The organism is Streptomyces sp. NPDC001970, from assembly GCF_053594115.1.
In genome coordinates this window covers 28,542-51,272 of record NZ_JBSFDW010000026.1, presented here as the reverse complement: position 1 = coordinate 51,272, position 22,731 = coordinate 28,542, and the positions used below count along the sequence as shown (strand labels likewise).

Sequence of the window (22,731 nt, the reverse complement as noted above, 5' to 3'; positions counted from 1 at the left end):
GGCAGCCGTCGTCCGGCGGGACGCACGGGGTTCCTGGCAGGATGACTGTATGGCGAATCCAGTGCTCCGTTCCGTCCATGTCCACCCGGTGAAGTCGGTCGCGGGATACGCGCCCGACGCGGCCGTCGTGGAGCCGTGGGGCCTCGCGGGTGACCGCCGGTGGATGCTCGTCGACCAGGCGAGCAGGGCCGTCACGCAACGCCAGCACGCCCGGCTGGCGTTGGCCTCCGCCGAGCCGCTCACGGACGGCGGGATCCGGCTGTCCGCGCCCGGCCTGGCGCCGCTGAGCGTCACGGTGCCGGAGCCCGCGGGCACGGCCGTCGTGGAGATTTTTGGGGAGAAGGTCGAGGCGGTGCCCGCGGGCGCCGCCTCCGCCGCGTGGTTCGGCGCGTTTCTGGGCGCGCCGGTCCGGCTGATGCATCTCGACGACCCGGCACACCGGCGCCCGGTCGATCCGGACTATGCGCTGCCGGGCGAGACGGTTTCCTTCGCCGACGGCTTTCCGCTGCTCGCCACCTCCGTCGCCTCCCTCGACGCGCTGAACTCGCTCATCGCGCAGGGCGACCACCCCGACGAAGGCCCGCTGCCCATGAACCGCTTCCGGCCCAATCTCGTCGTGGACGGCACGCCGCCGTGGGCCGAGGACGGCTGGCAGCGCATCCAGGTGGGCGAGGTCCGCTTCCGCGTGGCCAAGCCGTGCGGGCGGTGCGTCGTGACCACCACCGACCAGCGGACGGCGGAGCGCGGCAAGGAGCCGCTGCGGACCCTCGCCCGGCACCGGCGCTTCGGGGACCGGCTGGTCTTCGGACAGAACCTGGTCCCGGAGCAGACCGGAACCGTGCGGGTGGGGGATCCCGTACAGATCCTCGACTAGCGTTCCGCGCCGGAGATCCGTCGGCCGAAGCGGCGAGAGATTCGAGGACCTCCTCGGCTGTCCTGGTCCGGATGAATGGCTTGGCCGGCCCCTGCACGAAGCCGGACGCCGAACTCTGGCACCCTGCCCGACCCGTGGTGAAGCGGAACGGCTGACCACACCCGGCCCCTGTCGTCGCTGCACGCTCAAGCAGCGGATCGACGGCCTCCTCACCGACGATACGGGCGCCGTCCGACCGAAGCTTCAGGCCCTCCACGACGCCCTGGCCAGCACCCAGCGGCCAGCGGACGGCGACGGCCATGAGCTGGCTCTCGAAGCCTCGCCTTCACCGTCGTGTCCGACCTGGCCTCCGGCTGACGTCCCCTGACCCACAAGGCCCTGGACGAACTCCCTGACAGCAAGGGCGTCGAGCACCTCCGCAGCGTCCTCGTGGCCGCCGGCGCACTGCCGCCCCGGGACGAACAGATGGTCCGTCCTCGAACGGCACGTGAAGGACCTCGGCGCCTCCCACGCCACCCCCGAGGGCGGCAGATCCTGCACCGCTACGCGACCTGGCACCTGATCCGCCGGCTTCGCCGACGAAGCCGCGGCAACGACATCACGCACACCCGGCTCATTTTCGGCAGGTGGGGCCGGGCGCTCCGGCTTCGCGATGACCGCAGCGCCCCCTCTCCACGTCAGCGACCGCGGTCGGCGGCGTCGACGGCCGCGTGAATCCGCTCGAAGGCGGACCGGAGGGTCTCCAGCTCGCCGGGTTCCAGTGCGTCGAAGACCAGCCGGCGGACGTTCTCGACGTGCGCCGGCGCGGACGCGGCGAGCTTCTCGTAGCCCTCGGGGGTGAGGATGGCGAGGGTGTACCGGCCGTCGGCGGGATCGGGCACGCGGCGGACGAAGCCCTGTTGCTCCAGCCGCCTGACCACGTGGGAGAGCCGCGAGAGGGACGAGTTGGCGTTGCCGGCCAGCATGCTCATCCGCATCGTGTGGCGGTCCTGCTCGGAGAGCATCGCCAGCACGTGGTACTCCATCCAGTTCAGGTCGGCGTCGCGCTCCAGCTGCCGCTCCAGCGCCGGGGGGAGCAGGGTCAGGACCCGCGCCAGCGACACCCATGCGGACAGCTCGCCCCCCTGCAGCCAACGCGGCTCCGTCGTCGTCGCCGGCCGCCCTCCTGTGTTCTTCGTCATGCGGACCACACTACTCGAGGGAGTTGAAGCTTCAAGTTGATCGGGTATTATTCACTTGAAGCTTCAAGTCATTGCCCATGCACCGCACAGATCAGGAATGCGCACATGACCAGGATCGGCATCGTCCTCGGCAGCACCCGCCCCGGCCGCAACGGCGAGAGGGTGGCCCACTGGGTCGTCGACCAATCCCGCGCCCACGGCGGCGACGCCACCTTCGAGCTGGTGGACCTCGCGGACTACCCGCTCCCCCACCTCGACGAGCCGCTGCCGCCGTCCATGGGCCAGTACCGGAACGCCCACACCAAGGAGTGGGCCCCGACAAGATCGCGAGCTTCGATGGCTTCATCTTCGTCACCCCGGAGTACAACCATTCCACCTCGGGCGTGCTGAAGAACGCCATCGACTACCTGTTCGCCGAGTGGAACAACAAGGCGGTCGGCTTCGTCTCCTACGGCGCCGTGGGCGGCGCCCGCGCCGCCGAGCACCTGCGGCTGATCGTCGGTGAGCTGAAGATGGCCGACGTCCGCACCAACGTGACGCTGTCGCTCTACACCGACTTCGTCAACTTCAGCGACTTCGCGCCCGGCGAACACCAGGCGGCGAGCCTGTCCACCCTCATCGACGAGGTCGTCGCGTGGAGCCGCGCCCTGGCTCCGCTGCGGGGCTGACAGGAACTGCCGGGTCGGTCCACGCCGATCGGCCCGGCACGCACCCGACACGCATCAAGGCGACGAGCCGGACACGCGCAGGCCGTCCAGGGCAACGTCGCTGGTGTCGACCTCAAGGATGGGGCCTGCACCAAGACTTGGTGGCTCGTCCCTGAGGACCCCGTTCTCGGCGACGGCGTGGTTCCTGCCGGTTGCGGCGTTGCAGGCCGCCACGCAGCCCGGAGTCACGCACCCGCACCATGCCCAGCTTTCTCTGCTGATCGGACGGGTGGCCCATGGGGCCTGCTCATGGGCGTCAAGAGATCAACGTGCACCGCCCAGAGCGTTGAATCGCCCTGCCGCACATGGCTTGCAGGCCAAGGACCTCCCGGCGGCACCGTGTGATGCGACTCCGCGCCGTAACGCGCGTAGTCATTCGGCACGTCGCCATCCCCTCACCGTTCAGAACCATCCAGAAAGGCGGATCATCATGGAATTCGGAATCTTCGGCGTCGGCGACGTCAGCCGTGATCCGGTCACCGGGCGCACGCCCAGCGAGACGGAGCGCATCGACGGGGTCGTGCGCACCGCCAAGCACGCGGAGGAGGTGGGCCTGGACGTCTTCGCCATCGGCGAGCACCACAATCCGCCCTTCATTCCCTCCTCACCGACGACGCTCCTCGGACACATCGCGGCCATGACCGAGCGCATCACGCTCAGCACCTCGGTCACCCTCATCACGACCAACGACCCGGTGCGCATCGCCGAGGAGTACGCGATGCTGCAGCACCTCGCCAAGGGCCGGGTCGACCTGGTGCTCGGCCGCGGCAACACCGTGCCGGTCTACGCCTGGTTCGGACAGGACATCCGCAAGGGCCTCGAGCTCGCGCTGGAGAACTACAACCTGCTGCACCGGCTGTGGCGGGAGGACGTCGTGGACTGGGAGGGCACCTTCCGCACCGCGCTCCAGGGCTTCACCTCCACCCCGCGCCCGCTGAACGACGTCCCGCCCTTCGTCTGGCACGGCTCCATCCGCACCCCCGAGATCGCCGAACAGGCTGCCTACTACGGCAACGGCTTCTTCGCCAACAACATCCTCGCGCCGTACGGTCACTTCGAACGCCTCGTCTCCTTCTACCGGCAGCGCTACGCCCACTACGGCCACGGAACCCCGGAGCAGGCCATCGTCGGCCTCGGCGGACAGGTCCACATCGCCAAGCGGTCGCAGGATGCGGTCAAGGCGTTCCGCCCCTACTTCGAAGGCTTCCCCCTGTACGCCGGCCACCGGCTCGAGGACTACATGGCCACCACGCCGCTGTCGGTCGGCAGCCCGCAGGAGGTCATCGACAAGACCATGGCCTTCCGGGAGCGCTTCGGCGACTACCAGCGCCAACTGTGGAACGTGGACGGCATGGGCCTGCCCGTCGAAGCCGCCCTCGAGCAGATCGAGCTCCTCGGTACCGAGGTCGTCCCCGTGCTCCGCAAGGAGATGGCCGCGCTCCGCGCGCCCGGCGTACCCGAGACCCCCACCCACGCGAGCCTGGTCAAGGCCAAGTACGGCGACGAACAGCCCCGGCAGCCGCGCCCGAACCCCAACCGCGGCGACAACGTCACCGGCACATCGCCCTACCGGGACAGCGACCCCGCCATCGCTGCCCGCTTCCCCGGGATCGGCTGAGCCATGACCGACACCGCACCCCCGACCGCCCGCCCGCTGACGCTCGTCGTCGTCAACGCCGGCCTCAGCGACCCCTCCTCCTCCCGGCTGCTCGCCGACCGCATCGCACACAAGACCGTCGCAGCGCTGCGCGAGCAAGGGCGTACCGCCACGACCCGCCTCGTCGAACTCGGCCCTTTGGCCGTCGACATCGCGCGAGCGGTCGTCTCCGGCAACCCCGGTGACCGCCTCCAGGCCGCGATCCACGAACTCGCCACCGCCGACGGGCTCATCACCAGCACCCCGGTCTACACCGCCGGCGTCAGCGGCCTGTTCAAGTCCTTCTTCGACGTCCTCGACAGCGACCTCATCGTCGCCAAGCCCGTGCTGCCCGCCGCTACCGCGGGCAGCCCCCGCCACGCGCTGGTGGTCGAGGACCAAGTCCGCCCCATGTTCGCCTACCTTCGCGCCCTCACCGTGCCGACCTCGGTCTTCGCCGCTCCCGAGGACTGGAGCGCGACAGCGCTCGGCGAGCGGATCGACCGCGCGACGACAGAACTCGCCGCCCTGATGGCCAGCGGCGTCGGCGACACCATCGCCGACCGCGCCTGGTCCGGCTACCAGCACCGCTTCGGTGGCAACGCCACGCGCGCCGAACAGAGCGTCGACGACGTCGACTTCACAACACCGCTCATGCGACTCGCCGCGGGCGGCACCCCAACGTGACCCAACCAGAAGATCATCCCATCCGGCCAGTCGACGTGACAGAGCCGGGAATTTCGACAAGGAGTCGCCGACATGCCTGACGAGACGATGCCGGCCTACCGCATCCCGTCGATCCACAGTTCCGCGCAATGGTCGCGGGTGCCCGTGCCGAAGCCCAGCTCCGGCGAAGTCCTGATCCAGATGACGGCGGCCGGGCTGTGCCATACCGATCTGGAAATCATGGACAAGGGCGCACAGTTCGTACCCCACAAGGACCGCCCCTACACGCTCGGGCACGAGAACGTCGGCTACGTGGCCGCGCTCGGCCCCGGGGTCACGGACGCGGTCGTGGGCGAGGCGGTCGCAGTGAACTCGGGCATGACCTGTGGCACATGTGAGTACTGCCTGGCAGGCCAGGACAACTACTGCGAAAACCCGCCCGGTTTCTACGGTCTGAGTGACGACGGCGGCCTCGCCCCCTACCTCCTCGCGAGGCGCCGCGACCTCGTGCCCATCGGCGACCTCGATCCGATCCAGGCCGCACCGCTCGCCGACGCCGGCGGGACCGCGTACGGTGCCGTCAACGCCGTCCTGCCCTACATCCGCCCCAACGGATTCGTGGTCGTGATCGGCATCGGCGGCCTCGGTTCGTTCGCCCTGCAGCTGCTGCGCCTGAACACCTCGGCCACCGTCATCGCGGTCGACCTGGCGGACAAGCTTTCCCACGCCAGTGGCCGAGGCGCCCATCACACCGTCACCAGCGACGCCTCGGCAGCCGCGACGATCAAGGAGCTCACGGGCGGTCACGGTGTCGACGCGATCATCGACTTCGTGGGGATCGATGCCACGTTGCGGCTCGCCACCGACGTCGTGCGTCCCACGGGCTGCATCAACTTCGTCGGTACGGGTGGTGGCACCCTGCCATTCCGATTCCAGAACCCGCCCTTGGGTGTGCACGTCGTCGCCACGGCCAGCTATTCGATGCGGGAACTGCAGGACCTGGTCAGACTCGCCCAGCGTGGCCTGCTCACCATCGACGTCACCACGTACGCCTTCCAGGACCTGGAGCAGGCCTACCGCGACCTGCGGGACGGTCGGATCGTAGGGCGCGCGGTCGTGACCTTCGACGGTGACCGGCCCGGCTGGTGACGGTTCCGCCCGCCGGCACGCTCCCCATCACTGGAGAACCCATGAACCCGACAGCCAAGACCACCGTACTGCCGGCCTGCTGTTGCTCCTCTGTGCCCAGTACCGGCGGCGATAGCCCTGCTGACCACCGGTCACATCGAAGAGGCGGCCGCGACGGTCCGCATCCGCCCCGGTGATGTCGCGGTCGCCCTGCCCGGGCCCGTCGCCGAGCCGGCCCTGAAGCAAGTCCCCGCTCGTCGCAGCCACGCGGTCCTCGCCCAGACCGACTCGCCCTGGCTCTTCCCCGGCGGCCGGCCCGGCCGACCTGTCAGCGCCTGGACCATGGGCGAAAGGCTCCGCAGGCTCGGCATCCGGCTCGCGGAGACCCGCTCGACCGCTCTGTTCCCGCTTGCCACCGAACTGCCCGCCGCAGTCCTCGCCCGCACCCTGGGGATCCACATCACCGTCGTCGTCAAGTGGCAGCGAGCCGCCGCCGGTGACTGAGCCGCTTACGCCGCCGACGTCAGCAACCGCACTCGCCCGCTTCGGTGAGGACGAGAGCGAAGGGCCGGCCGGCGAAGAACGGGACACGGGACTTGGCCTGTTGCTCGCCATGCCGGGTGAGACGCCTGTCCGTCCAGCTGGTGTGCTGTCCGGACAGGCGCCACTCGGTCTCGCCGTGGCGGACCAGCAGGAGGTCGCCCGCGGCGACACGCACCCTTTGCCGAGTGAGGGTTACTCGGCGGACTCGACGGCGTGGCCGCCGAACTGGTTGCGCAGCGCGGCGATCATCTTCATCTGCGGCGAGTCCTCCTGGCGGGACGCGAAGCGCGCGAAGAGGGAGGCCGTGATCGCGGGCAGCGGCACCGCGTGGTCGATGGCCGCCTCGACGGTCCAGCGGCCCTCACCGGAGTCGGCGGCGTAGCCGCGCAGCTTGTCCAGGTGCTCGTCGTCGTGCAGGGCGTTGACGGCCAGGTCGAGGAGCCAGGAGCGGATGACCGTGCCCTCCTGCCAGGAGCGGAAGACCTCGCGCACGTCGGTCACCGAGTCGGCGGCCTCGAGCAGCTCCCAGCCTTCGGCGTACGCCTGCATCATGGCGTACTCGATGCCGTTGTGGACCATCTTGGAGAAGTGGCCCGCGCCGACCTTGCCCGCATGGACGTAGCCGTAGTCGCCTTCGGGCTTGAGCGCGTCGAAGATGGGCTTGACGCGCGCGACGTGGTCGTCGTCGCCGCCGACCATGAGGGCGTAGCCGTTCTGCAGGCCCCACACGCCGCCGGAGACGCCGGCGTCGACGAAGCCGATGCCGCGCTCGGCGAGCTCGGCGGCGTGCTTCTCGTCGTCGGTCCAGCGGGAGTTGCCGCCGTCGACGACGATGTCGCCCTCGGAGAGCAGGTCCTTCAGTTCGTCGACGGTCGACTGGGTGGGAGCGCCCGCCGGGACCATCACCCAGACCACGCGGGGGCCTTCGAGCTTGTCGACGAGTTCGGTGAGCGAGGCGACGTCGGAGACGTCCGGGTTGCGGTCGTAGCCGATGACGGTGTGGCCGGCGCGGCGGATGCGCTCGCGCATGTTGCCGCCCATCCTGCCGAGTCCTATGAGGCCCAGCTGCATCGATGCCATGTCAGTTCACTTGCCTTCGGTGCTTCGGCCGCGCAGGACACGGTAGGTGGCGACCAGGGACTGGGTGGAGGCGTCGAGGCCGGGGACCTCGGCACCCTCCGTGAGGGCGGGCTCGACGCGCTTGGCGAGCACCTTGCCGAGTTCGACGCCCCACTGGTCGAAGGAGTCGATGTTCCAGATCGCGCCCTGGACGAAGACCTTCTGCTCGTAGAGGGCGATGAGCTGACCGAGGACCGACGGGGTCAGTTCCTTCGCGAGGATGGTCGTCGTGGGGTGGTTGCCCTTGAACGTACGGTGGGCGACCTGCTCCTCCGCGACGCCCTCGGCCCGCACCTCGTCGGCGGTCCTGCCGAAGGCGAGCGCCTGACCCTGTGCGAACAGGTTGGCCATCAACAGGTCGTGCTGACCGGCCAGTTCACCGAGCTCCTCGACCGGCTTCGCGAAGCCGATGAGGTCCGCCGGGATCAGCTTCGTGCCCTGGTGGATGAGCTGATAGTAGGCGTGCTGGCCGTTGGTGCCGGGGGTGCCCCACACCACCGGGCCGGTCTGCCACTCCACGCCGCGGCCCCCGCGGTCCACGGACTTGCCGTTGGACTCCATGTCGAGCTGCTGGAGGTACGCGGTGAACGTGGAGAGGTAGTGGCTGTACGGGAGGACCGCGTGCGACTGGGCGCCGTGGAAGTTGCCGTACCAGATGCCCAGCAGGCCGAGGAGCAGCGGAGCGTTGGCCGCCGCCGGCGCGGTGCGGAAGTGCTCGTCGACGAGGCGGAAGCCGTCGAGCATCTCGCGGAACGCGTCCGGGCCGATGGCGATCTCAGCGAGAGGCCGATGGCGGATTCGTACGAGTAGCGTCCGCCGACCCAGTCCCAGAACTCGAACATGTTGGCCGTGTCGATGCCGAAGTCGGAGACCTTCTCGGCGTTGGTCGACAGGGCGACGAAGTGCTCGGCGACGGCGTCGTCGTCCTTGAGGGCCTTGAGCAGCCAGGCGCGCGCCGCCGTGGCGTTCGTGATCGTCTCGATCGTGGTGAACGTCTTCGACGCGATGATGAACAGCGTCTCGGCCGGGTCGAGGTCGCGGACGGCCTCGTGCAGGTCGGCGCCGTCGACGTTCGAGACGAAGCGGAACGTCAAGTCCCGTGCGGTGTACGGGCGGAGGGCCTCGTACGCCATGGCGGGACCGAGGTCCGAACCGCCGATGCCGACATTGACGATGTTCTTGACGCGCTTGCCGGTGTGGCCGGTCCACTCGCCGGAACGGACCTTCTCCACGAAGACGGCCATCTTGTCGAGGACGGCGTGCACCCTCGGTACGACGTTCTCCCCGTCCACCTCGATCACGGCGTCGGCCGGAGCGCGCAGGGCCGTGTGGAGCACGGCTCGGTCCTCGGTGGTGTTGATCTTCTCGCCGCGGTACATGGCGTCGCGCTGCCCGAACACATCGGTGGCGGCCGCGAGATCCTGGAGGAGGGCGAGGGTCTCGTCCGTGATCAGGTGCTTCGAGTAGTCGATGTGCAGGTCACCGACCTGGACGGTGTAGCGCCCGGCGCGGCCCGGGTCGGTGGCGAAAAGGTCGCGCAGGTGCGTGCCGTTGAGACTGGCGCGGTGGTCCAGCAAGGCGGTCCACTGCGGGCGGTGCTTCAACGAGGGCGCGTTGTCAGTCATGTTGAACAGACTCCTTGGTGCCGGGGGCGCCCCCGTGCAGCGCGACGGCGTACATCTCGTCGGCGTCGAGGCGGCGGAGCTCTTCGGCGATCAGCTCGGCGGTCGAGCGGACCTTCAGGGCGAGGGTGCGCTCAGGCTGACCCGGAAGGGAGAGGGTGGCGAGGGGGCCCTCGGGACGGTCGATGCGGATCTCTCCGTTCGCCGTACCGAGACGGACCGCGGTGACGACGGGCCCCTCGGTCGTCACGCGCTCGACCGGGACGCCGAGGCGGGCGCCGAGCCAGCGCGCGAGCAGTTCGGCGCTGGGGTTGTCGGCCTCGGACTCGACGGCCGCGGAGACGATGTCGGCGCGTGCCTGGTCGAGGGCTGCGGCCAGCATGGAGCGCCACGGCGTGAGCCGGGTCCAGGCGAGGTCGGTGTCGCCGGGGGCGTAGGACGCGGCGCGGGAGGCGAGGGCCGCGAGCGGGTCCTCGACGGCGTACGCGTCGGTGATGCGTCGGGCGGCGAGCGCGCCGAGCGGGTCCCTGGCGGGCTCCTGAGGGGCGTCGACCGGCCACCACACGACGACAGGGGCGTCGGGCAGGAGCAGCGGCAGGACGACGGAGTCGGCGTGCAGGCCCACCTCGCCGTACAGGCGCAGGATCACGGTCTCGCCGGTGCCGGCGTCGGCGCCGACCCGGACCTCCGCGTCGAGGCGGTTGCCCTGCCGGTCGCGCGGAGAGCGGGCGGTGCGGTGGATGACGACAAGGGTGCGCGACGGGTGCTCGCGGGACGCCTCCTCGGCAGCCTTGATCGAGTCGTACGCGTTCTCCTCGTCGGTGACGATCACCATCGTGAGGACCATGCCCACGGCCGGGGTCCCGATGGCGCGGCGCCCCTCGACGAGCGCCTTGTTGATCTTGCTTGCCGTGGTGTCGGTCAGGTCGATCTTCATGGCCTGCGCCAGCTCCGTCCGTCTCGTGCGAGCATCTCGTCCGCTTCCTTCGGGCCCCAACTGCCCGAGGCGTACTGAGCGGGCCTGCCGTGGGCGTCCCAATGCTCCTCGATGGGGTCCAGGATGCGCCAGGACTCCTCGACCTCTTCCGTGCGGGGGAAGAGGTTGGCGTCGCCCAGCAGGACGTCGAGGATGAGCCGCTCGTACGCTTCCGGGCTGGACTCCGTGAACGATTCTCCGTACGCGAAGTCCATGGACACGTCGCGGATCTCCATCGAGGTACCCGGCACCTTGGAACCGAAGCGCATCGTCACGCCCTCGTCCGGCTGGACGCGGATGACCAGGGCGTTCTGGCCCAGCTCCTCCGTCGCGGTCTGGTCGAAGGGGGAGTGCGGGGCACGCTGGAAGACGACCGCGATCTCGGTGACGCGGCGGCCGAGGCGCTTGCCTGTACGGAGGTAGAAGGGGACGCCCGCCCAGCGGCGGTTGTCGATCTCCAGCTTGATGGCCGCGTAGGTGTCGGTCTTCGACGCGGGATCGATGCCGTCTTCCTGGAGGTAGCCCTTGACCTTCTCGCCTCCCTGCCAGCCCTCGGCGTACTGCGCGCGCACCGTGGACTGCCCCGGATCGGCCGGAAGGCGCACGGACCTCAGGACCTTGAGCTTCTCCCTCACCAGCGACTCGGCGTCGAACGCGGCCGGCTCCTCCATCGCGGTGAGGGCCATGAGCTGGAGCAGGTGGTTCTGGATGACGTCGCGGGCGGCGCCGATGCCGTCGTAGTAGCCGGCGCGGCCGCCGATGCCGATGTCCTCGGCCATGGTGATCTGCACGTGGTCCACGTACGACCGGTTCCAGATGGGCTCGTACATCTGGTTGGCGAAGCGGAGCGCCAGGATGTTCTGGACGGTCTCCTTGCCGAGGTAGTGGTCGATGCGGAAGACCTGCTCGGGCGCGAAGACGTCGTGGACGATCGCGTTGAGCTCCTTGGCGGAGGCGATGTCGTGGCCGAAGGGCTTCTCGATGACCGCGCGGCGCCAGGAGCCCTCGGGGGCGTCGGCGAGGCCGTGCTTCTTGAGCTGCTGGACGACCTTCGGGAAGAACTTCGGCGGCACGGAGAGGTAGAAGGCGTAGTTGCCGCTGGTGCCCCGCGTCGCGTCCAACTCATCGACGGCGTTGCGCAGTTGCTTGAACGCGGCGTCGTCGTCGAAGTCGCCCGGGATGAAGCGCATGCCCTCGGCGAGCTGCTGCCAAACCTCCTCGCGGAAGGGGGTGCGGGCGTGCTCGCGCACGGAGTCATGGACGACCTGGGCGAAGTCCTGGTCCTCCCACTCGCGGCGGGCGAACCCGAGGAGCGAGAAGCCCGGCGGGAGCAGCCCGCGGTTGGCGAGGTCGTAGACGGCCGGCATCAGCTTCTTGCGGGACAGGTCGCCGGTGACGCCGAAGATGACGAGCCCGGAGGGGCCCGCGATGCGCGGCAGGCGACGGTCGCGGGGATCCCTCAGCGGATTCGACCAGCCTGTGACTGAGGTGGTCACTTCGCGTCAACTCCCTCGCGCCGGAGGCTCTGCAGGCGGGTCGTGACGGTGGCGAGCAGGTCGTTCCACGCCACCTCGAACTTGGCGACGCCCTCGTCCTCCAGTTGCTGGACGACCTCGTCGTAGGAAATGCCGAGCGCGTCGACGGCCTTCAGGTCGGCGCGGGCCTGCTCGTAGCGGCCGGTCACCGTGTCACCGGTGATCTCGCCGTGGTCGGCGGTGGCTTTCAGGGTGGCCTCCGGCATGGTGTTCACGGTGCCCGGAGCGACCAGCTCGTCGACGTACAGGGTGTCCTTGTACGCAGGGTCCTTCACGCCGGTCGAGGCCCACAGCGGGCGCTGCTTGTTGGCGCCGGCCGCCTCCAGCTTCGTGGCGCGCTCCGAGGCGAAGACCTGCTCGTACGCCTCGTAGGCCAGGCGGGCGTTGGCGAGTGCGGCCTTGCCCTTGAGGGCCTTGGCTTCGTCAGTACCGATCGTGCCGAGGCGCTTGTCGATCTCGGAGTCGACGCGAGAGACGAAGAAGGAGGCGACGGAGTGGATGGTCGAGAGGTCGATGCCGCGCTCGTGGGCGAGCTCAAGTCCCCTGAGGAACGCGTCCATGACGGCGCGGTAGCGCTCGAGCGAGAAGATCAGCGTGACGTTCACCGAGACGCCCAGGCCGATGACCTCGGTGATGGCCGGGAGGCCCGCCTCGGTCGCCGGGATCTTGATCATGAGGTTCGGGCGGTCGACGAGCCAGGCCAGCTGCTTGGCCTCGGCGATCGTGGCCTCGGTGTGGTGCGCCAGGCGCGGATCGACCTCGATCGAGACGCGGCCGTCGCGGCCCTGCGTCGTGTCGTACACCGGACGCAGGACGTCGGCGGCGGCGCGGACGTCGGCCGTGGTCATCATGCGGACGGCCTCGCCGACGGTGACACCGCGGACGGCCAGGTCGGCGAGCTGGTCCTCGTAGCCCACGCCGGAGCCGATGGCGGCCTGGAAGATCGAGGGGTTCGTCGTGACGCCGACGACATGGCTCTTCTCTATGAGCTCGGCCAGGTTGCCGGACTCGATGCGCTTGCGGGACAGGTCGTCCAGCCAGAGGGAAACGCCTTCGTCGGAAAGGGACTTGAGGAGCGACGAGGAGGGGACGGCCTTGATCACTGAGTTCATCTTCTTTCGGGAGTACTGAGTACGAACAGATCAAGCGCGGGCGGCGGCCAGGGCCTGGACGGAATGGAGAGCAGCCCGGGCCTCGGCAGCGACGTTGTCGGCGGTGAAGCCGAACTCGGCGAAGAGGACATTGGCGTCCGCGGAGGCACCGAAGTGCTCCAGGGAGACGATGCGTCCCGCGTCCCCGACGAAGCGGTACCAGGTCAGGCCGATGCCGGCCTCGACGGCGACGCGGGCCTTCACGGCGGGCGGCAGGACGCTGTCGCGGTACTCCTGCGACTGCTCCTCGAACCACTCGACGGACGGCATGGACACGACGCGGGTGGCGACGCCCTCGGCCTCCAGCTGCTCGCGGGCCCCGACGGCGAGGTGCACCTCGGAACCGGTGGCGATCAGGATGACGTCCGGCGTCTCCTTGGACGCCTCGGCCCGCACGTATCCGCCCTTCGCCGCAAGCTCGTCGGCCTCGTACGTCGGCACGCCCTGCCGGGTCAGCGCCAGGCCGTGCGGGGCCGGCTTGACCGAGCCGCGGTGCAGGATCTCGCGCCAGGCGATCGCGGTCTCGTTGGCGTCGGCCGGGCGGACGATGTTCAGGCCCGGGATGGCACGCAGGGAGGCGAGGTGCTCGACGGGCTGGTGGGTCGGGCCGTCCTCGCCGAGCCCGATGGAGTCGTGGGTCCACACGTACGTGACCGGGAGCTGCATCAGCGCGGACATGCGGACCGCGTTGCGCATGTAGTCGGAGAAGACCAGGAACGTGCCGCCGTAGATCCGGGTGTTGCCGTGCAGTGCGATGCCGTTCATCTCCGCGGCCATCGAGAACTCGCGGATGCCGAAGTGGACGGTGCGGCCGTACGGGTCGGCCTCGGGCAGCGGGTTGCCCTTCGGGAGGAACGACGACGACGTGTCGATGGTCGTGTTGTTCGAGCCGGCCAGGTCTGCGGACCCGCCCCACAGTTCGGGGAGGACCGGGCCGATGGCCTGGAGGACCGTGCCGGACGCGGCGCGCGTGGCGACCTTCGTCCCGGCCTCGAAGACGGGAAGCGCCTGCTCCCATCCCTCGGGCAGACGCCCGGCCACGATGCGGTCGAGCAGCTCGGAGCGCTCGGGGTTGTCGGCGCGCCACTCGGCAAGCTGCTTGTCCCAGGCGGTGTGGGCCTCGGCGCCGCGGTCGAGGGCGGCGCGGCTGTGGGCGAGGACCTCGTCCTCGACGATGAAGGACTGCTCCGGGTCGAAGCCGAGGAGGCGCTTGGTGGCAGCGATCTCGTCGGTACCGAGCGCGGAGCCGTGCGAGGCCTCGGTGTTCTGGGCGTTCGGGGCCGGCCAGGCGATGATCGTGCGCATCGCGATGATGGACGGACGCTCGGTCTCGGCCTTGGCGGCGGCAAGGGCCTCGTACAGGGCCTTCACGTCGACGTCGCCGTTCTCCTTGGGCTCGATGCGCCGGATGTGCCAGCCGTACGCCTCGTAGCGCTTCAGGACGTCCTCGGAGAACGCGGTCGCGGTGTCGCCCTCGATGGAGATGTGGTTGTCGTCGTAGACGAAGACGAGGTTGCCGAGCTTCTGGTGGCCGGCGAGGGAGGAGGCCTCGGCGGAGACGCCCTCCTCCAGGTCGCCGTCGGAGACGATTGCCCAGATGGTGTGGTCGAAGGGGCTGGTGCCCTCGGGGGCCTCGGGGTCGAACAGGCCCCGCTCGTAGCGGGCGGCCATGGCCATGCCGACGGCGTTGGCGACGCCCTGGCCGAGGGGCCCGGTCGTCGTTTCGACACCGGCGGTGTGCCCGTACTCGGGGTGGCCCGGGGTCTTGGAGCCCTGCGTGCGGAACGCCTTCAGGTCGTCCAGTTCCAGCTCGTAGCCGGAGAGGAACAGCTGGGTGTAGAGGGTGAGGCTCGTGTGGCCGGGGGAAAGGACGAAGCGGTCGCGCCCGGTCCACTCCGGGTCGGCCGGGTCGTGCCGCATGACCTTCTGAAAGAGGGTGTACGCGGCGGGGGCCAGGCTCATGGCCGTGCCGGGGTGCCCGTTGCCGACCTTCTGCACGGCATCGGCCGCCAGGAGGCGGGCGGTGTCGACGGCACGCCGGTCGAGTTCGGTCCACTCGAAGGGGCCGAGGCGATCCGGTGTCTGCGTGCTCATCTGTATGACTTCCTTCGCATCTGTTGCGCACCCGAGGTGCCGAAAGACACCGGGTGGCAGGGTGTAAATTCCCTGGTCAAGCCACCCACGAACTTAAACGTCATACTTTTGGCACGGTAGGTGTCCCCGTGCCAGTGTTCGGTGAAAATGGGACACAGGAGTCGCTCGGAGGCGAGGGAAGAGAATGACGGAGCAGGGCAGCGCACATCCGAGCGCACGTCTGGAAGCCGCGGAGCTCATCCGTACCCATCCCTTCAACGCGAGTGCAAGCGTCTCCGGGGTCGGTATGCAGGTCGGCCCCATGGGCGCGGACGACTCCTGGGCCGGAGACATAGGCCTCTCGCGGCGCGTGCACCGGATCGACTTCCACGTTCTGCTGTTGTTCCGCGAGGGCCCGGTCCACCACATGATCGACTTCACGGAGTTCGAGGTCGGGGCGGGCGACATCCTGTGGATCCGGCCCGGCCAGGTGCACGGCCCATCGGCAACCGATCGGTACGTGGGCACGGCGCTCACGATGCAGCCCGGTTTCCTGCCGCGCGCGATCGTGGAGGCGACGGGCCTCTACCGCTACGACCGCCCGCCGCTCCTCCACCCCGACAAGGGCCAACTTGCCGCCCTGGACGGCTCGCTGGAGCAGCTTCAGCGCGAGTACCTGGACACGGCGACGCTGCCGTTGAGCCTGCACACCTCGGTGTTGCGGCACTCCCTGGCGGCCTTCATGCTGCGGGTGGCGCACGTCTCGGCGCAGGCGGCGGGGGACGAGTGCAGAGCGCAGCAGGACACGACGTTCTCCCGGTTCCGCACCGCGGTCGAGCAGGGCTTCACGACCAATCACAGCGTCAGCACGTATGCCACCGAGCTCGGCTACTCGCGCCGCACGCTCGTCCGTGCCGTACGCGCCGCCACCGGCCGGACCCCGAAGGGCTTCATCGACCGGCGCGTGATCCTGGAGGCGAAGCGGCTGCTCGCGCACACCGACGTGCCGGTGGGGCGGATCGGAGTGGCCGTCGGCTTCGCGGACTCGGCAAACTTCTCGAAGTTCTTCCTGCAGCACACCGGAGTGACACCGGCGGGGTTCCGGGCCGAGCAGGTCTGAGCGCTTCCCATGCGGCCGGATCCGCGGACCCGCCGGCGGCGGCCGGTCACGCCGTGTCGGCCGAAGACACCGCGGATGGCCGCGCGGCTGGTCGAGGAGGTCTTCACCGCGGCCGGCCGAAGAGGCCGTCACCGCGGCCGGCCGAAGAGGTCGTCACCGCCTGGACCGACGGACCGTCACCGTTCCCGGCGCGGACGCGGCCGCGCTCATCGACCCGAGACTGGCGGGTTCGCTGACCCCGGTGCCGGGGTGCGGTCGGCGGGGAACGCGAGCCGGCTCATGACGTCCGTGACCGGCCGGCCGTCGTTCGTCTTGTCGGAAGGTGAGCACTGCGGGGCCGGGCGCGTCGAGGATGGAGGGGATCGCGAGGGAGCTCTCCCGCAGCTCCTCGGTCTCCCGAAGATCCACGACCGGCAGCACTCCGCCACCGGCCGCACGATCAGAACAACCTGACGAAGCACTACCGGGCCGGCCTTCCGGATCACGCGGGGCGGGGCCGGACCACGCGGGGCCGGCTTTCCGGATCACGCGGGTCGGGGCCGGACCACGCCGGCCAGGCCCGTTCCGCGTGTCTCAGGCCGGTTCCGGGCGCGCCGGGCCGGTCCGGGCCTTCCTCGAGCGGCCGACCGGGGAACACGGCGCGGAGCCCGGCACGTTGGGACGGGTGCCGGGTGAGTTTGGTCTCTCTTCGTTCCACCCGCGCGTACACCGTGCCGTACGGGGTCTATGACGGACGGAGAAGGGGGTGCAGGACCATGCGCACGCTCACCGGACTCTGGCGCTGGCGGCACAATCCCCTGCGCCGCACCACTGATCTCGTCGAGGCCTGGGCGGCGCTGGCCGCGGTGCTGCTGCTGACCGTCGCGGTGCCGGCCGTCGGGTTCCTCTGCGGCGGCCTTGCCGACGCCGCGCTCCGCGAGTCCGCGCGCGCCCAGCGGGCGGAGCGGCATCCCACGACGGCACGGGTGCTGCGAGAGGCGCCGAAGGCGCAGCAGGCCGTGGCCGATCCGGAGGCGGGAATGGAGCGCCGGTCGAGCCGGATGGTGGTGGCCGAGTGGACGGGTGCGGACGGCAGTCGGCACACCGGCACGATGGCCGCGGGCGTCAGGACGACGGATCCCGGTGACACATTCCGGATATGGGTCGACGACCGGGGGAATTCCGTCACCCGCCCCATGACCGCGGACACCGCCCGGGCGCACGCCGTGCTCGCGGGCCTCGGCGCGGCGGCCGTCGCGGCCGGTGCGGTGGAGGGCGGCAGGCGGCTGTTCGTACGGCGGCTGATACAGCGGCGGTACGTGCGGCTCGACCGCGCATGGGCGAAAACCGGTCCCGACTGGCCCCTTACGGGCACAGGCAGCTGACCGGTCAGTTCCCACCCGTCGGGCGCGCTACGGTGGTGCGACGCGTGGCACGGAAGTCGAGCGACGAGGTGGGGGCAGATCAGCACCATGGCAGGCACGGTCCAGGTGACGCACACCGGCTCATCGCGGTGGCGGCGCCGCACGGGCGAGTACGCCTCCCTCGCCGCAGCCCTCGAGGCCGCCGGTGACGGTGACGTCCTCACCGTATCTCCCGGTACGTACCGGGAGAATCTGGTGGTGCAGCGCGCCGTGACCCTGCGCGGGACCGACGGTTCGGCCGGCTCGGTGCGGATCGCCCCGCCCGAAGGGGTTCCCCTGACCGTGCGCGCCTCCGCCACCGTGCACGACCTTCATGTCGAGGGGCAGGACACGGCGGCGCCCGCGCTGCTCGTCGAGGACGGCGCACCGGAGCTGACGGATCTGCGGATCGTCACGCGGTCCGCCGCCGGCATCGAGGTGCGCGGCGCGGCCCGCCCGACCGTTCGGCGGTGCACCGTCGACAATCCCGCCGGGGTCGGCATCGGCGTACTGGACGGCGCCGGCGGCGTGTTCGAGGAGTGCGAGGTCCTCGCGGCGGGGCAGTCCGGCGTCTCGGTGCGCGGCGGCGCGCATCCCCGGCTCGAACGATGCCGCGTGCACCATGCGTCGGGCGCCGGGCTGAGCGTCACCGGCGAGGCCAGTGCGCTGGAGGCACTGGGCTGCGAGGTGTACGAGATCAAGGGCGCCGGCGTGCAGATCGCCTCGCGGGCCACGGCCCATCTCACCGACTCCAGCGTGCACCGCACCTCGTCGGACGGCATCACCCTCGACACCGACGCCGTGCTCACGCTCTCGGACTGCGACATCCACGACGTCCCGGAGAACGCGGTGGACCTGCGCTCCCGTTCGGTGCTCACACTCACCCGCTCGACGGTGCGGCGGTTCGGACGCAACGGTCTGTCGGTGTGGGACCCGGGCACGCGGGTGGACGCCAACCAGTGCGAGATCCACGACAGTACGGGCGACTATCCGGCGGTGTGGGTCAGCGACGGCGCGACCGTGGTCCTCGACTCCTGCCGCGTCCACGATGTTCCGGACGCGCTCTTCGTCCTCGACCGCGGCTCGCGTGCCGACGTCGTCGACAGCGATCTCTCGCAGGTGCGCAACACGGCGGTGTCGGTCAGCGACGGCGCCACGGCACAGCTCGACGACTGCCGCATCCGGGAGGCCTCCACGGGCGCCTGGTTCCGCGACCACGGGAGCGGCGGCACCCTCAGCAACTGCACCATCGACCAGGCCCAGACGGGCGTCATCGTCACCAAGGGCGCGGATCCGTCGATCGAGCGCTGCACGGTGACCTCCCCTGCGGAGGCCGGCTTCTACGTCTCCGCGGAGGGCCGCGGCACGTTCCACGGCTGCCAGGTGACGGGCAGCGGCGGCTACGGCTTCCATGTCATGGACGGCTGCCGTACGACGCTGAAGCGCTGCCGTACCGAGCGGTGCGCACGCGGGGGTTACGAGTTCCCCGAAGAGGGTCTGACCGTGGAGGACTGCACGAGCGACGAGAGCGGCGTACGGTCGTCCCCGCGGCGGACCCCGGCCGTGCTGACGACCACGCAGCCCGATCGCTCCTCCCTCGGGCTGCTGGGCACGATCCCCGGACAGCGCACCGCCGAGCCCGAGCCGGGGCCCGAGGCGCAGCCGCCGGCCCCGGTCCGTACGTCGGCCGCGGTCCTGGGTGAACTCGACGCACTGGTCGGCCTGGAGAGCGTCAAGCGGGAGGTCCGCACGCTCACGAACATGATCGAGGTCGGCCGGAGGCGCCAGGAGGCGGGGCTGAAGGCCGCCTCCGTCCGCCGCCATCTGGTCTTCACCGGCTCCCCCGGCACCGGCAAGACGACGGTGGCCCGGCTGTACGGCGAGATCCTGGCCTCGCTCGGGGTGCTGGAGCGCGGACATCTCGTCGAGGTGTCCCGGGTGGACCTGGTGGGCGAGCACATCGGCTCGACCGCGATCCGCACGCAGGAGGCGTTCGACCGGGCGCGCGGCGGGGTGCTCTTCATCGACGAGGCGTACGCGCTCTCCCCCGAGGACTCCGGGCGGGACTTCGGCCGCGAGGCCATCGACACGCTGGTGAAGCTGATGGAGGACCACCGGGACGCGGTCGTGGTCATCGTCGCCGGGTACACAGCGGAGATGGAGCGGTTCCTCTCGGTCAACCCCGGTGTGGCGTCCCGCTTCTCACGCACCATCACCTTCAGCGACTACGTCCCGGACGAGCTGCTGCGGATCGTGGAGCAGCAGGCCGAGGAGCACGAGTACCGCCTGGCCGACGGCACGGCCGAGGCGCTGCACAAGTACTTCACGGCGCTCCCGAAGGGACCCGCGTTCGGTAACGGCCGCACCGCGCGTCAGACCTTCGAGTCGATGGTGGAGCGGCACGCGGGCCGGGTCGCCGAACTCACCGAGGCGAGCACCGACGACCTGACCCTGCTCTACCCGGAGGATCTGCCCGAACTGCCCTGAGGCCGCAGGGCCCCGCCCCCAGCCTCGGTGCCGGCCTCGGCACCGCCACGCTGGCGCGGCAGCGGCGGTGGCAGCCGGTTCAGGAGCTCCTCGCGCTCCTGGGCGAAGGCCGGGTCGGCCTGGTAGTCGGAGTGCCCGAGGATGGGCTCCGGCAGCGGATGCCTGTCCGTACGCCCGTACACGACGGGGTCCTTGAGGGCCTCCCGGTCGACCTCGGGCTTGTCCCCTTCGGCCGGGACCCGGACCGGGCCGCCGATCGGGTCGGTGTGCCGCCAGAGGTTGCGCCAGCAGTGCAGCTCCTGGTGGAGCGCCCGCAGCGGGGCCGCCCCGAAGTAGGCGGGGAACCAGCGGCCGTAGAGCCGCTCCAGCGGGGAGCCGTACGTGAGCAGGGCGACCCGGCGCCGGGTGTGCGGCGGGAGCTGCCAGACCGCGGCGGCAGCCAGCACACTGCCCTGCGAATGGCCGGAGATGACGAGCCGCCCGCCGGTGCTGCCGGTCCAGGAGGCCATCCGCCAGGTGAGGTCGGGCACGGCGCGCTCGGCGTAGCAGGGCGGGGCGAAGGGATGAGCGGCGCGCGGCCAGAACGTGCCGACGTCCCAGAGGATGCCGATGGTGCGGCGGGCGGAGGCGTCCCGGTACGCCCGCCGGCCCCAGGTCACGAAGAGGATGAAGCCCAGCCCGATGAGCCAGGATCCGAGTGCCTGGGCGGCTTCGGCGGCGGCCTCCACGACCGGGTGGGCCCGGTGGAACGCCTCGCTCGGAACGTCGCCGCTCATCCAGGCACCGGCCACCGCACCGGCCCCCAGCAGCAGGGTCGCCACGCAGACGATGCCGATGAGGGTGGGCGCGGCGTCGGTGAGCGCCGCCCGGGCCCTGGTACCGGCGATCCGCCGGGTACGGACCTCGTCGGGCCGCTCGGCCGGATAGTCCTCCTCCACCCGGCCGGCGAGGGCACGGGCGGTGCGCCAGGTCCGTACGCCGAGAGCCGCCAGCGGGGCGAGGAGCAGGAGCAGCAGCACGGGAATGACGGATGCCTGCCAGCTCAGCAGTACCGGCGGCCCGACGATGGGTCCCCCGCTCACGCCCGGGGTGCCGGAACCGTCCAGCCAGTCGGCGACGCGCTGGGCGACTCCGCCGGTCATGACACCTCCGAGTGCGCAGGCGAGCAGCGCGACGGCGGGGCCCGCCATGCCGTACATGGAGGTGCGCGAGTGCCGGACCCTGCGGTACAGGACGTGCGCGGTGACGGCGAGGGCGACGATCAGGCCGCCCTGGGCGAGGACGATGACGCGGAAGACGGTGTCGCCGGGGAGGGTGCCGTGGGAGGCCCAGCCCGGCCGCGACCAGGAGGCGTACAGCATCGACAGGGCGAGCAGCCCGAGGGAGAGGCCGGGCAGCCAGGTGACGACGGCATGGTCGATGCGGTTGTCGAGGACCTTCTCGCTACGGCCCCGGCGGAACACGACGGCGACGACGACGGCTCCGGCGGCCAGGAGCACCGACTCCAGGGCCCAGCCCGCGACTTCGAGCGCGGGGACGTCCGCGCGACGGTCGTGCCGGGCGGCCGCCCCGGCGACGGCGGCGGCGATGACGAGGAACCCGGCGCCGGTGTGCGCGGCCCGCAGCCGGGCGACGATGCGCCGTCCGTACCAGAAGCCGGGGCGGCCGAGGGCGGGGCGGACCGCCGCTGGTGCGTCCGTTTCCACCCCTCTCTCCGCGTCCGAACCCGGCCCCGGCCCCGTCCCCGAGGCCTGCCCGGCGTCCTTGTCCCGGGCCTGCTCAGGCTCGCTCGCGGGGTCCTTCTCGGGGTCGCGACCTGCAGATACGGCGGTGGCGCCCGTGACCGTCGCGGCGCTGGGCGGGCGCTGCGACTCGTACGCGCTCCACGTGCGGTTGGAGAGGTACCAGAGCAGCCCCACCAACCCGGCCGGCACCAGCGCTGCGAGCGAGAGGCGGCGGCCCGGCTGCGCCCACCATCCGCCGTCAGCGGCGGAGAGGAAGCCCAGCCAGGAGCGGTCCGCCGCGCAGTCGGCCGAGCCCGCGCACTGCCAGGCCGTCAGGTCGAGCGCCACCTCACAGGCGGCGGCCGTGAGCAGGACGGTCAGACTCAGCGCCACGAGCCGTACGAGCATCCCGTAGAAGCGGACAGCCTTCGCGGGTCCCCCGGTCGTGGGCCGCATCCAGTGGGCCAGATTGACCACCATGAACGGCAGGAGCAGCAGCCAGAGCGCACGGGCGCCGTTCCCCGAGGTGAGGTTCGACCAGCAGTACGCCTCGGGCACCGGCCCGTTCTCGTACCGCTCGGGGTGGTGGTCGGCGTCGGCGTCCTCGGGACGCCGGTAGACGGCGGCGGTCGCGTCGCCGGTGATCCGGACCGTACGCGGATCGTCGAGCATGTCCTGCGGGGTGGCCCCGCCGACACCGTGGACCAGAAGCTCCAGCGCGGCACCGCCGCTGTCCGGGGCCGGGGTGGCAGGGGACACTTCGGTGGCTCGCTCTCTGATGGGATGATCGGCGCGACCAGAATCCCC

At 70.7% G+C, this 22,731-nt stretch carries 15 protein-coding genes and 3 pseudogenes; 9 read left to right on the top strand and 9 right to left on the bottom strand.

Annotated elements, in window-relative coordinates:
- Positions 1-49: 49 nt before the first annotated feature.
- Complete coding sequence (locus ACWCP0_RS27520; RefSeq protein WP_451081462.1) at positions 50-874, top strand: MOSC domain-containing protein; 825 nt, start codon at positions 50-52, stop codon at positions 872-874.
- Between the two features lie 677 nt (positions 875-1,551).
- Here the strand turns inward: ACWCP0_RS27520 and ACWCP0_RS27515 are convergent.
- The gene (locus tag ACWCP0_RS27515) at positions 1,552-2,055 is read right to left on the bottom strand and encodes a MarR family winged helix-turn-helix transcriptional regulator (protein WP_451081461.1); all 504 of its coding nucleotides are present in this window, start codon (positions 2,053-2,055) and stop codon (positions 1,552-1,554) included.
- 105 nt (positions 2,056-2,160) lie between these two features.
- Here ACWCP0_RS27515 and ACWCP0_RS27510 point away from each other — a divergent pair.
- The 5 genes and pseudogenes from ACWCP0_RS27510 to ACWCP0_RS27490 all read left to right on the top strand — a co-directional run bounded on the left by ACWCP0_RS27510 (position 2,161) and on the right by ACWCP0_RS27490 (position 6,696).
- Positions 2,161-2,723, top strand: a pseudogene (locus tag ACWCP0_RS27510) (NADPH-dependent FMN reductase).
- Positions 2,724-3,192: 469 nt separating this feature from the next.
- Positions 3,193-4,380, top strand: coding sequence for a CE1758 family FMN-dependent luciferase-like monooxygenase (locus ACWCP0_RS27505; RefSeq protein WP_451081460.1), 1,188 nt, complete (start codon positions 3,193-3,195; stop codon positions 4,378-4,380).
- 3 nt (positions 4,381-4,383) lie between these two features.
- Positions 4,384-5,085 carry a CE1759 family FMN reductase gene (locus ACWCP0_RS27500; protein ID WP_451081459.1) on the top strand — a complete coding sequence of 234 codons (702 nt, stop codon included), beginning with the start codon at positions 4,384-4,386 and terminating at the stop codon, positions 5,083-5,085.
- A gap of 72 nt (positions 5,086-5,157) precedes the next feature.
- Complete coding sequence (locus ACWCP0_RS27495; protein WP_451081458.1) at positions 5,158-6,213, top strand: NAD(P)-dependent alcohol dehydrogenase; 1,056 nt, start codon at positions 5,158-5,160, stop codon at positions 6,211-6,213.
- 321 nt (positions 6,214-6,534) lie between these two features.
- On the top strand, positions 6,535-6,696 hold the full coding sequence (locus ACWCP0_RS27490; protein WP_451081457.1) for a hypothetical protein: 162 nt from the start codon (positions 6,535-6,537) through the stop codon (positions 6,694-6,696).
- 43 nt (positions 6,697-6,739) lie between these two features.
- On the opposite strand, the pseudogene ACWCP0_RS27485 reads toward ACWCP0_RS27490, so the two are convergent.
- The 7 genes and pseudogenes from ACWCP0_RS27485 to tkt form a co-directional block, all read right to left on the bottom strand.
- Positions 6,740-6,910, bottom strand: a pseudogene (locus tag ACWCP0_RS27485) (histidine phosphatase family protein); the annotation flags it as partial.
- 17 nt (positions 6,911-6,927) lie between these two features.
- Positions 6,928-7,806, bottom strand: a complete 879-nt coding sequence (gene gnd, locus ACWCP0_RS27480) for a phosphogluconate dehydrogenase (NAD(+)-dependent, decarboxylating) (protein ID WP_451081540.1) — start codon at positions 7,804-7,806, stop codon at positions 6,928-6,930.
- 15 nt (positions 7,807-7,821) lie between these two features.
- A pseudogene (gene pgi / locus ACWCP0_RS27475) lies at positions 7,822-9,479 on the bottom strand (glucose-6-phosphate isomerase).
- On the bottom strand, positions 9,472-10,413 hold the full coding sequence (opcA, locus tag ACWCP0_RS27470) for a glucose-6-phosphate dehydrogenase assembly protein OpcA (RefSeq protein WP_451081456.1): 942 nt from the start codon (positions 10,411-10,413) through the stop codon (positions 9,472-9,474). The pseudogene pgi and the gene opcA overlap by 8 nt, the downstream one beginning before the upstream one ends.
- The gene (zwf, locus tag ACWCP0_RS27465) at positions 10,410-11,948 is read right to left on the bottom strand and encodes a glucose-6-phosphate dehydrogenase (protein WP_451081455.1); all 1,539 of its coding nucleotides are present in this window, start codon (positions 11,946-11,948) and stop codon (positions 10,410-10,412) included. The genes opcA and zwf overlap by 4 nt, the downstream gene beginning before the upstream one ends.
- Positions 11,945-13,099 (bottom strand): transaldolase, encoded by a 1,155-nt coding sequence (gene tal / locus ACWCP0_RS27460; protein WP_451081454.1) that lies wholly within the window; start codon positions 13,097-13,099, stop codon positions 11,945-11,947. Before tal ends, zwf begins: the two co-directional genes overlap by 4 nt.
- Before the next feature lie 30 nt (positions 13,100-13,129).
- Positions 13,130-15,232, bottom strand: coding sequence for a transketolase (tkt, locus tag ACWCP0_RS27455; RefSeq protein ID WP_451081453.1), 2,103 nt, complete (start codon positions 15,230-15,232; stop codon positions 13,130-13,132).
- A gap of 184 nt (positions 15,233-15,416) precedes the next feature.
- Here tkt and ACWCP0_RS27450 point away from each other — a divergent pair, with 184 nt between their 5' ends.
- The 3 genes from ACWCP0_RS27450 (at position 15,417) to ACWCP0_RS27440 (ending at position 20,200) form a co-directional block, all read left to right on the top strand.
- Entirely contained in the window at positions 15,417-16,331 is a 915-nt protein-coding gene (locus ACWCP0_RS27450; protein ID WP_451081452.1) for a helix-turn-helix domain-containing protein, read from the top strand.
- 755 nt (positions 16,332-17,086) lie between these two features.
- Entirely contained in the window at positions 17,087-17,695 is a 609-nt protein-coding gene (locus tag ACWCP0_RS27445; RefSeq protein WP_451081451.1) for an Rv1733c family protein, read from the top strand.
- Positions 17,696-17,782: 87 nt separating this feature from the next.
- Positions 17,783-20,200, top strand: a complete 2,418-nt coding sequence (locus ACWCP0_RS27440; protein WP_451081450.1) for a right-handed parallel beta-helix repeat-containing protein — start codon at positions 17,783-17,785, stop codon at positions 20,198-20,200.
- Here ACWCP0_RS27440 and ACWCP0_RS27435 read toward each other — a convergent pair.
- Positions 20,170-22,683, bottom strand: a complete 2,514-nt coding sequence (locus tag ACWCP0_RS27435; protein ID WP_451081449.1) for a hypothetical protein — start codon at positions 22,681-22,683, stop codon at positions 20,170-20,172. The two genes, ACWCP0_RS27440 and ACWCP0_RS27435, sit on opposite strands and share 31 nt — an antisense overlap.
- Between the last annotated feature and the right edge of the window lie 48 nt (positions 22,684-22,731).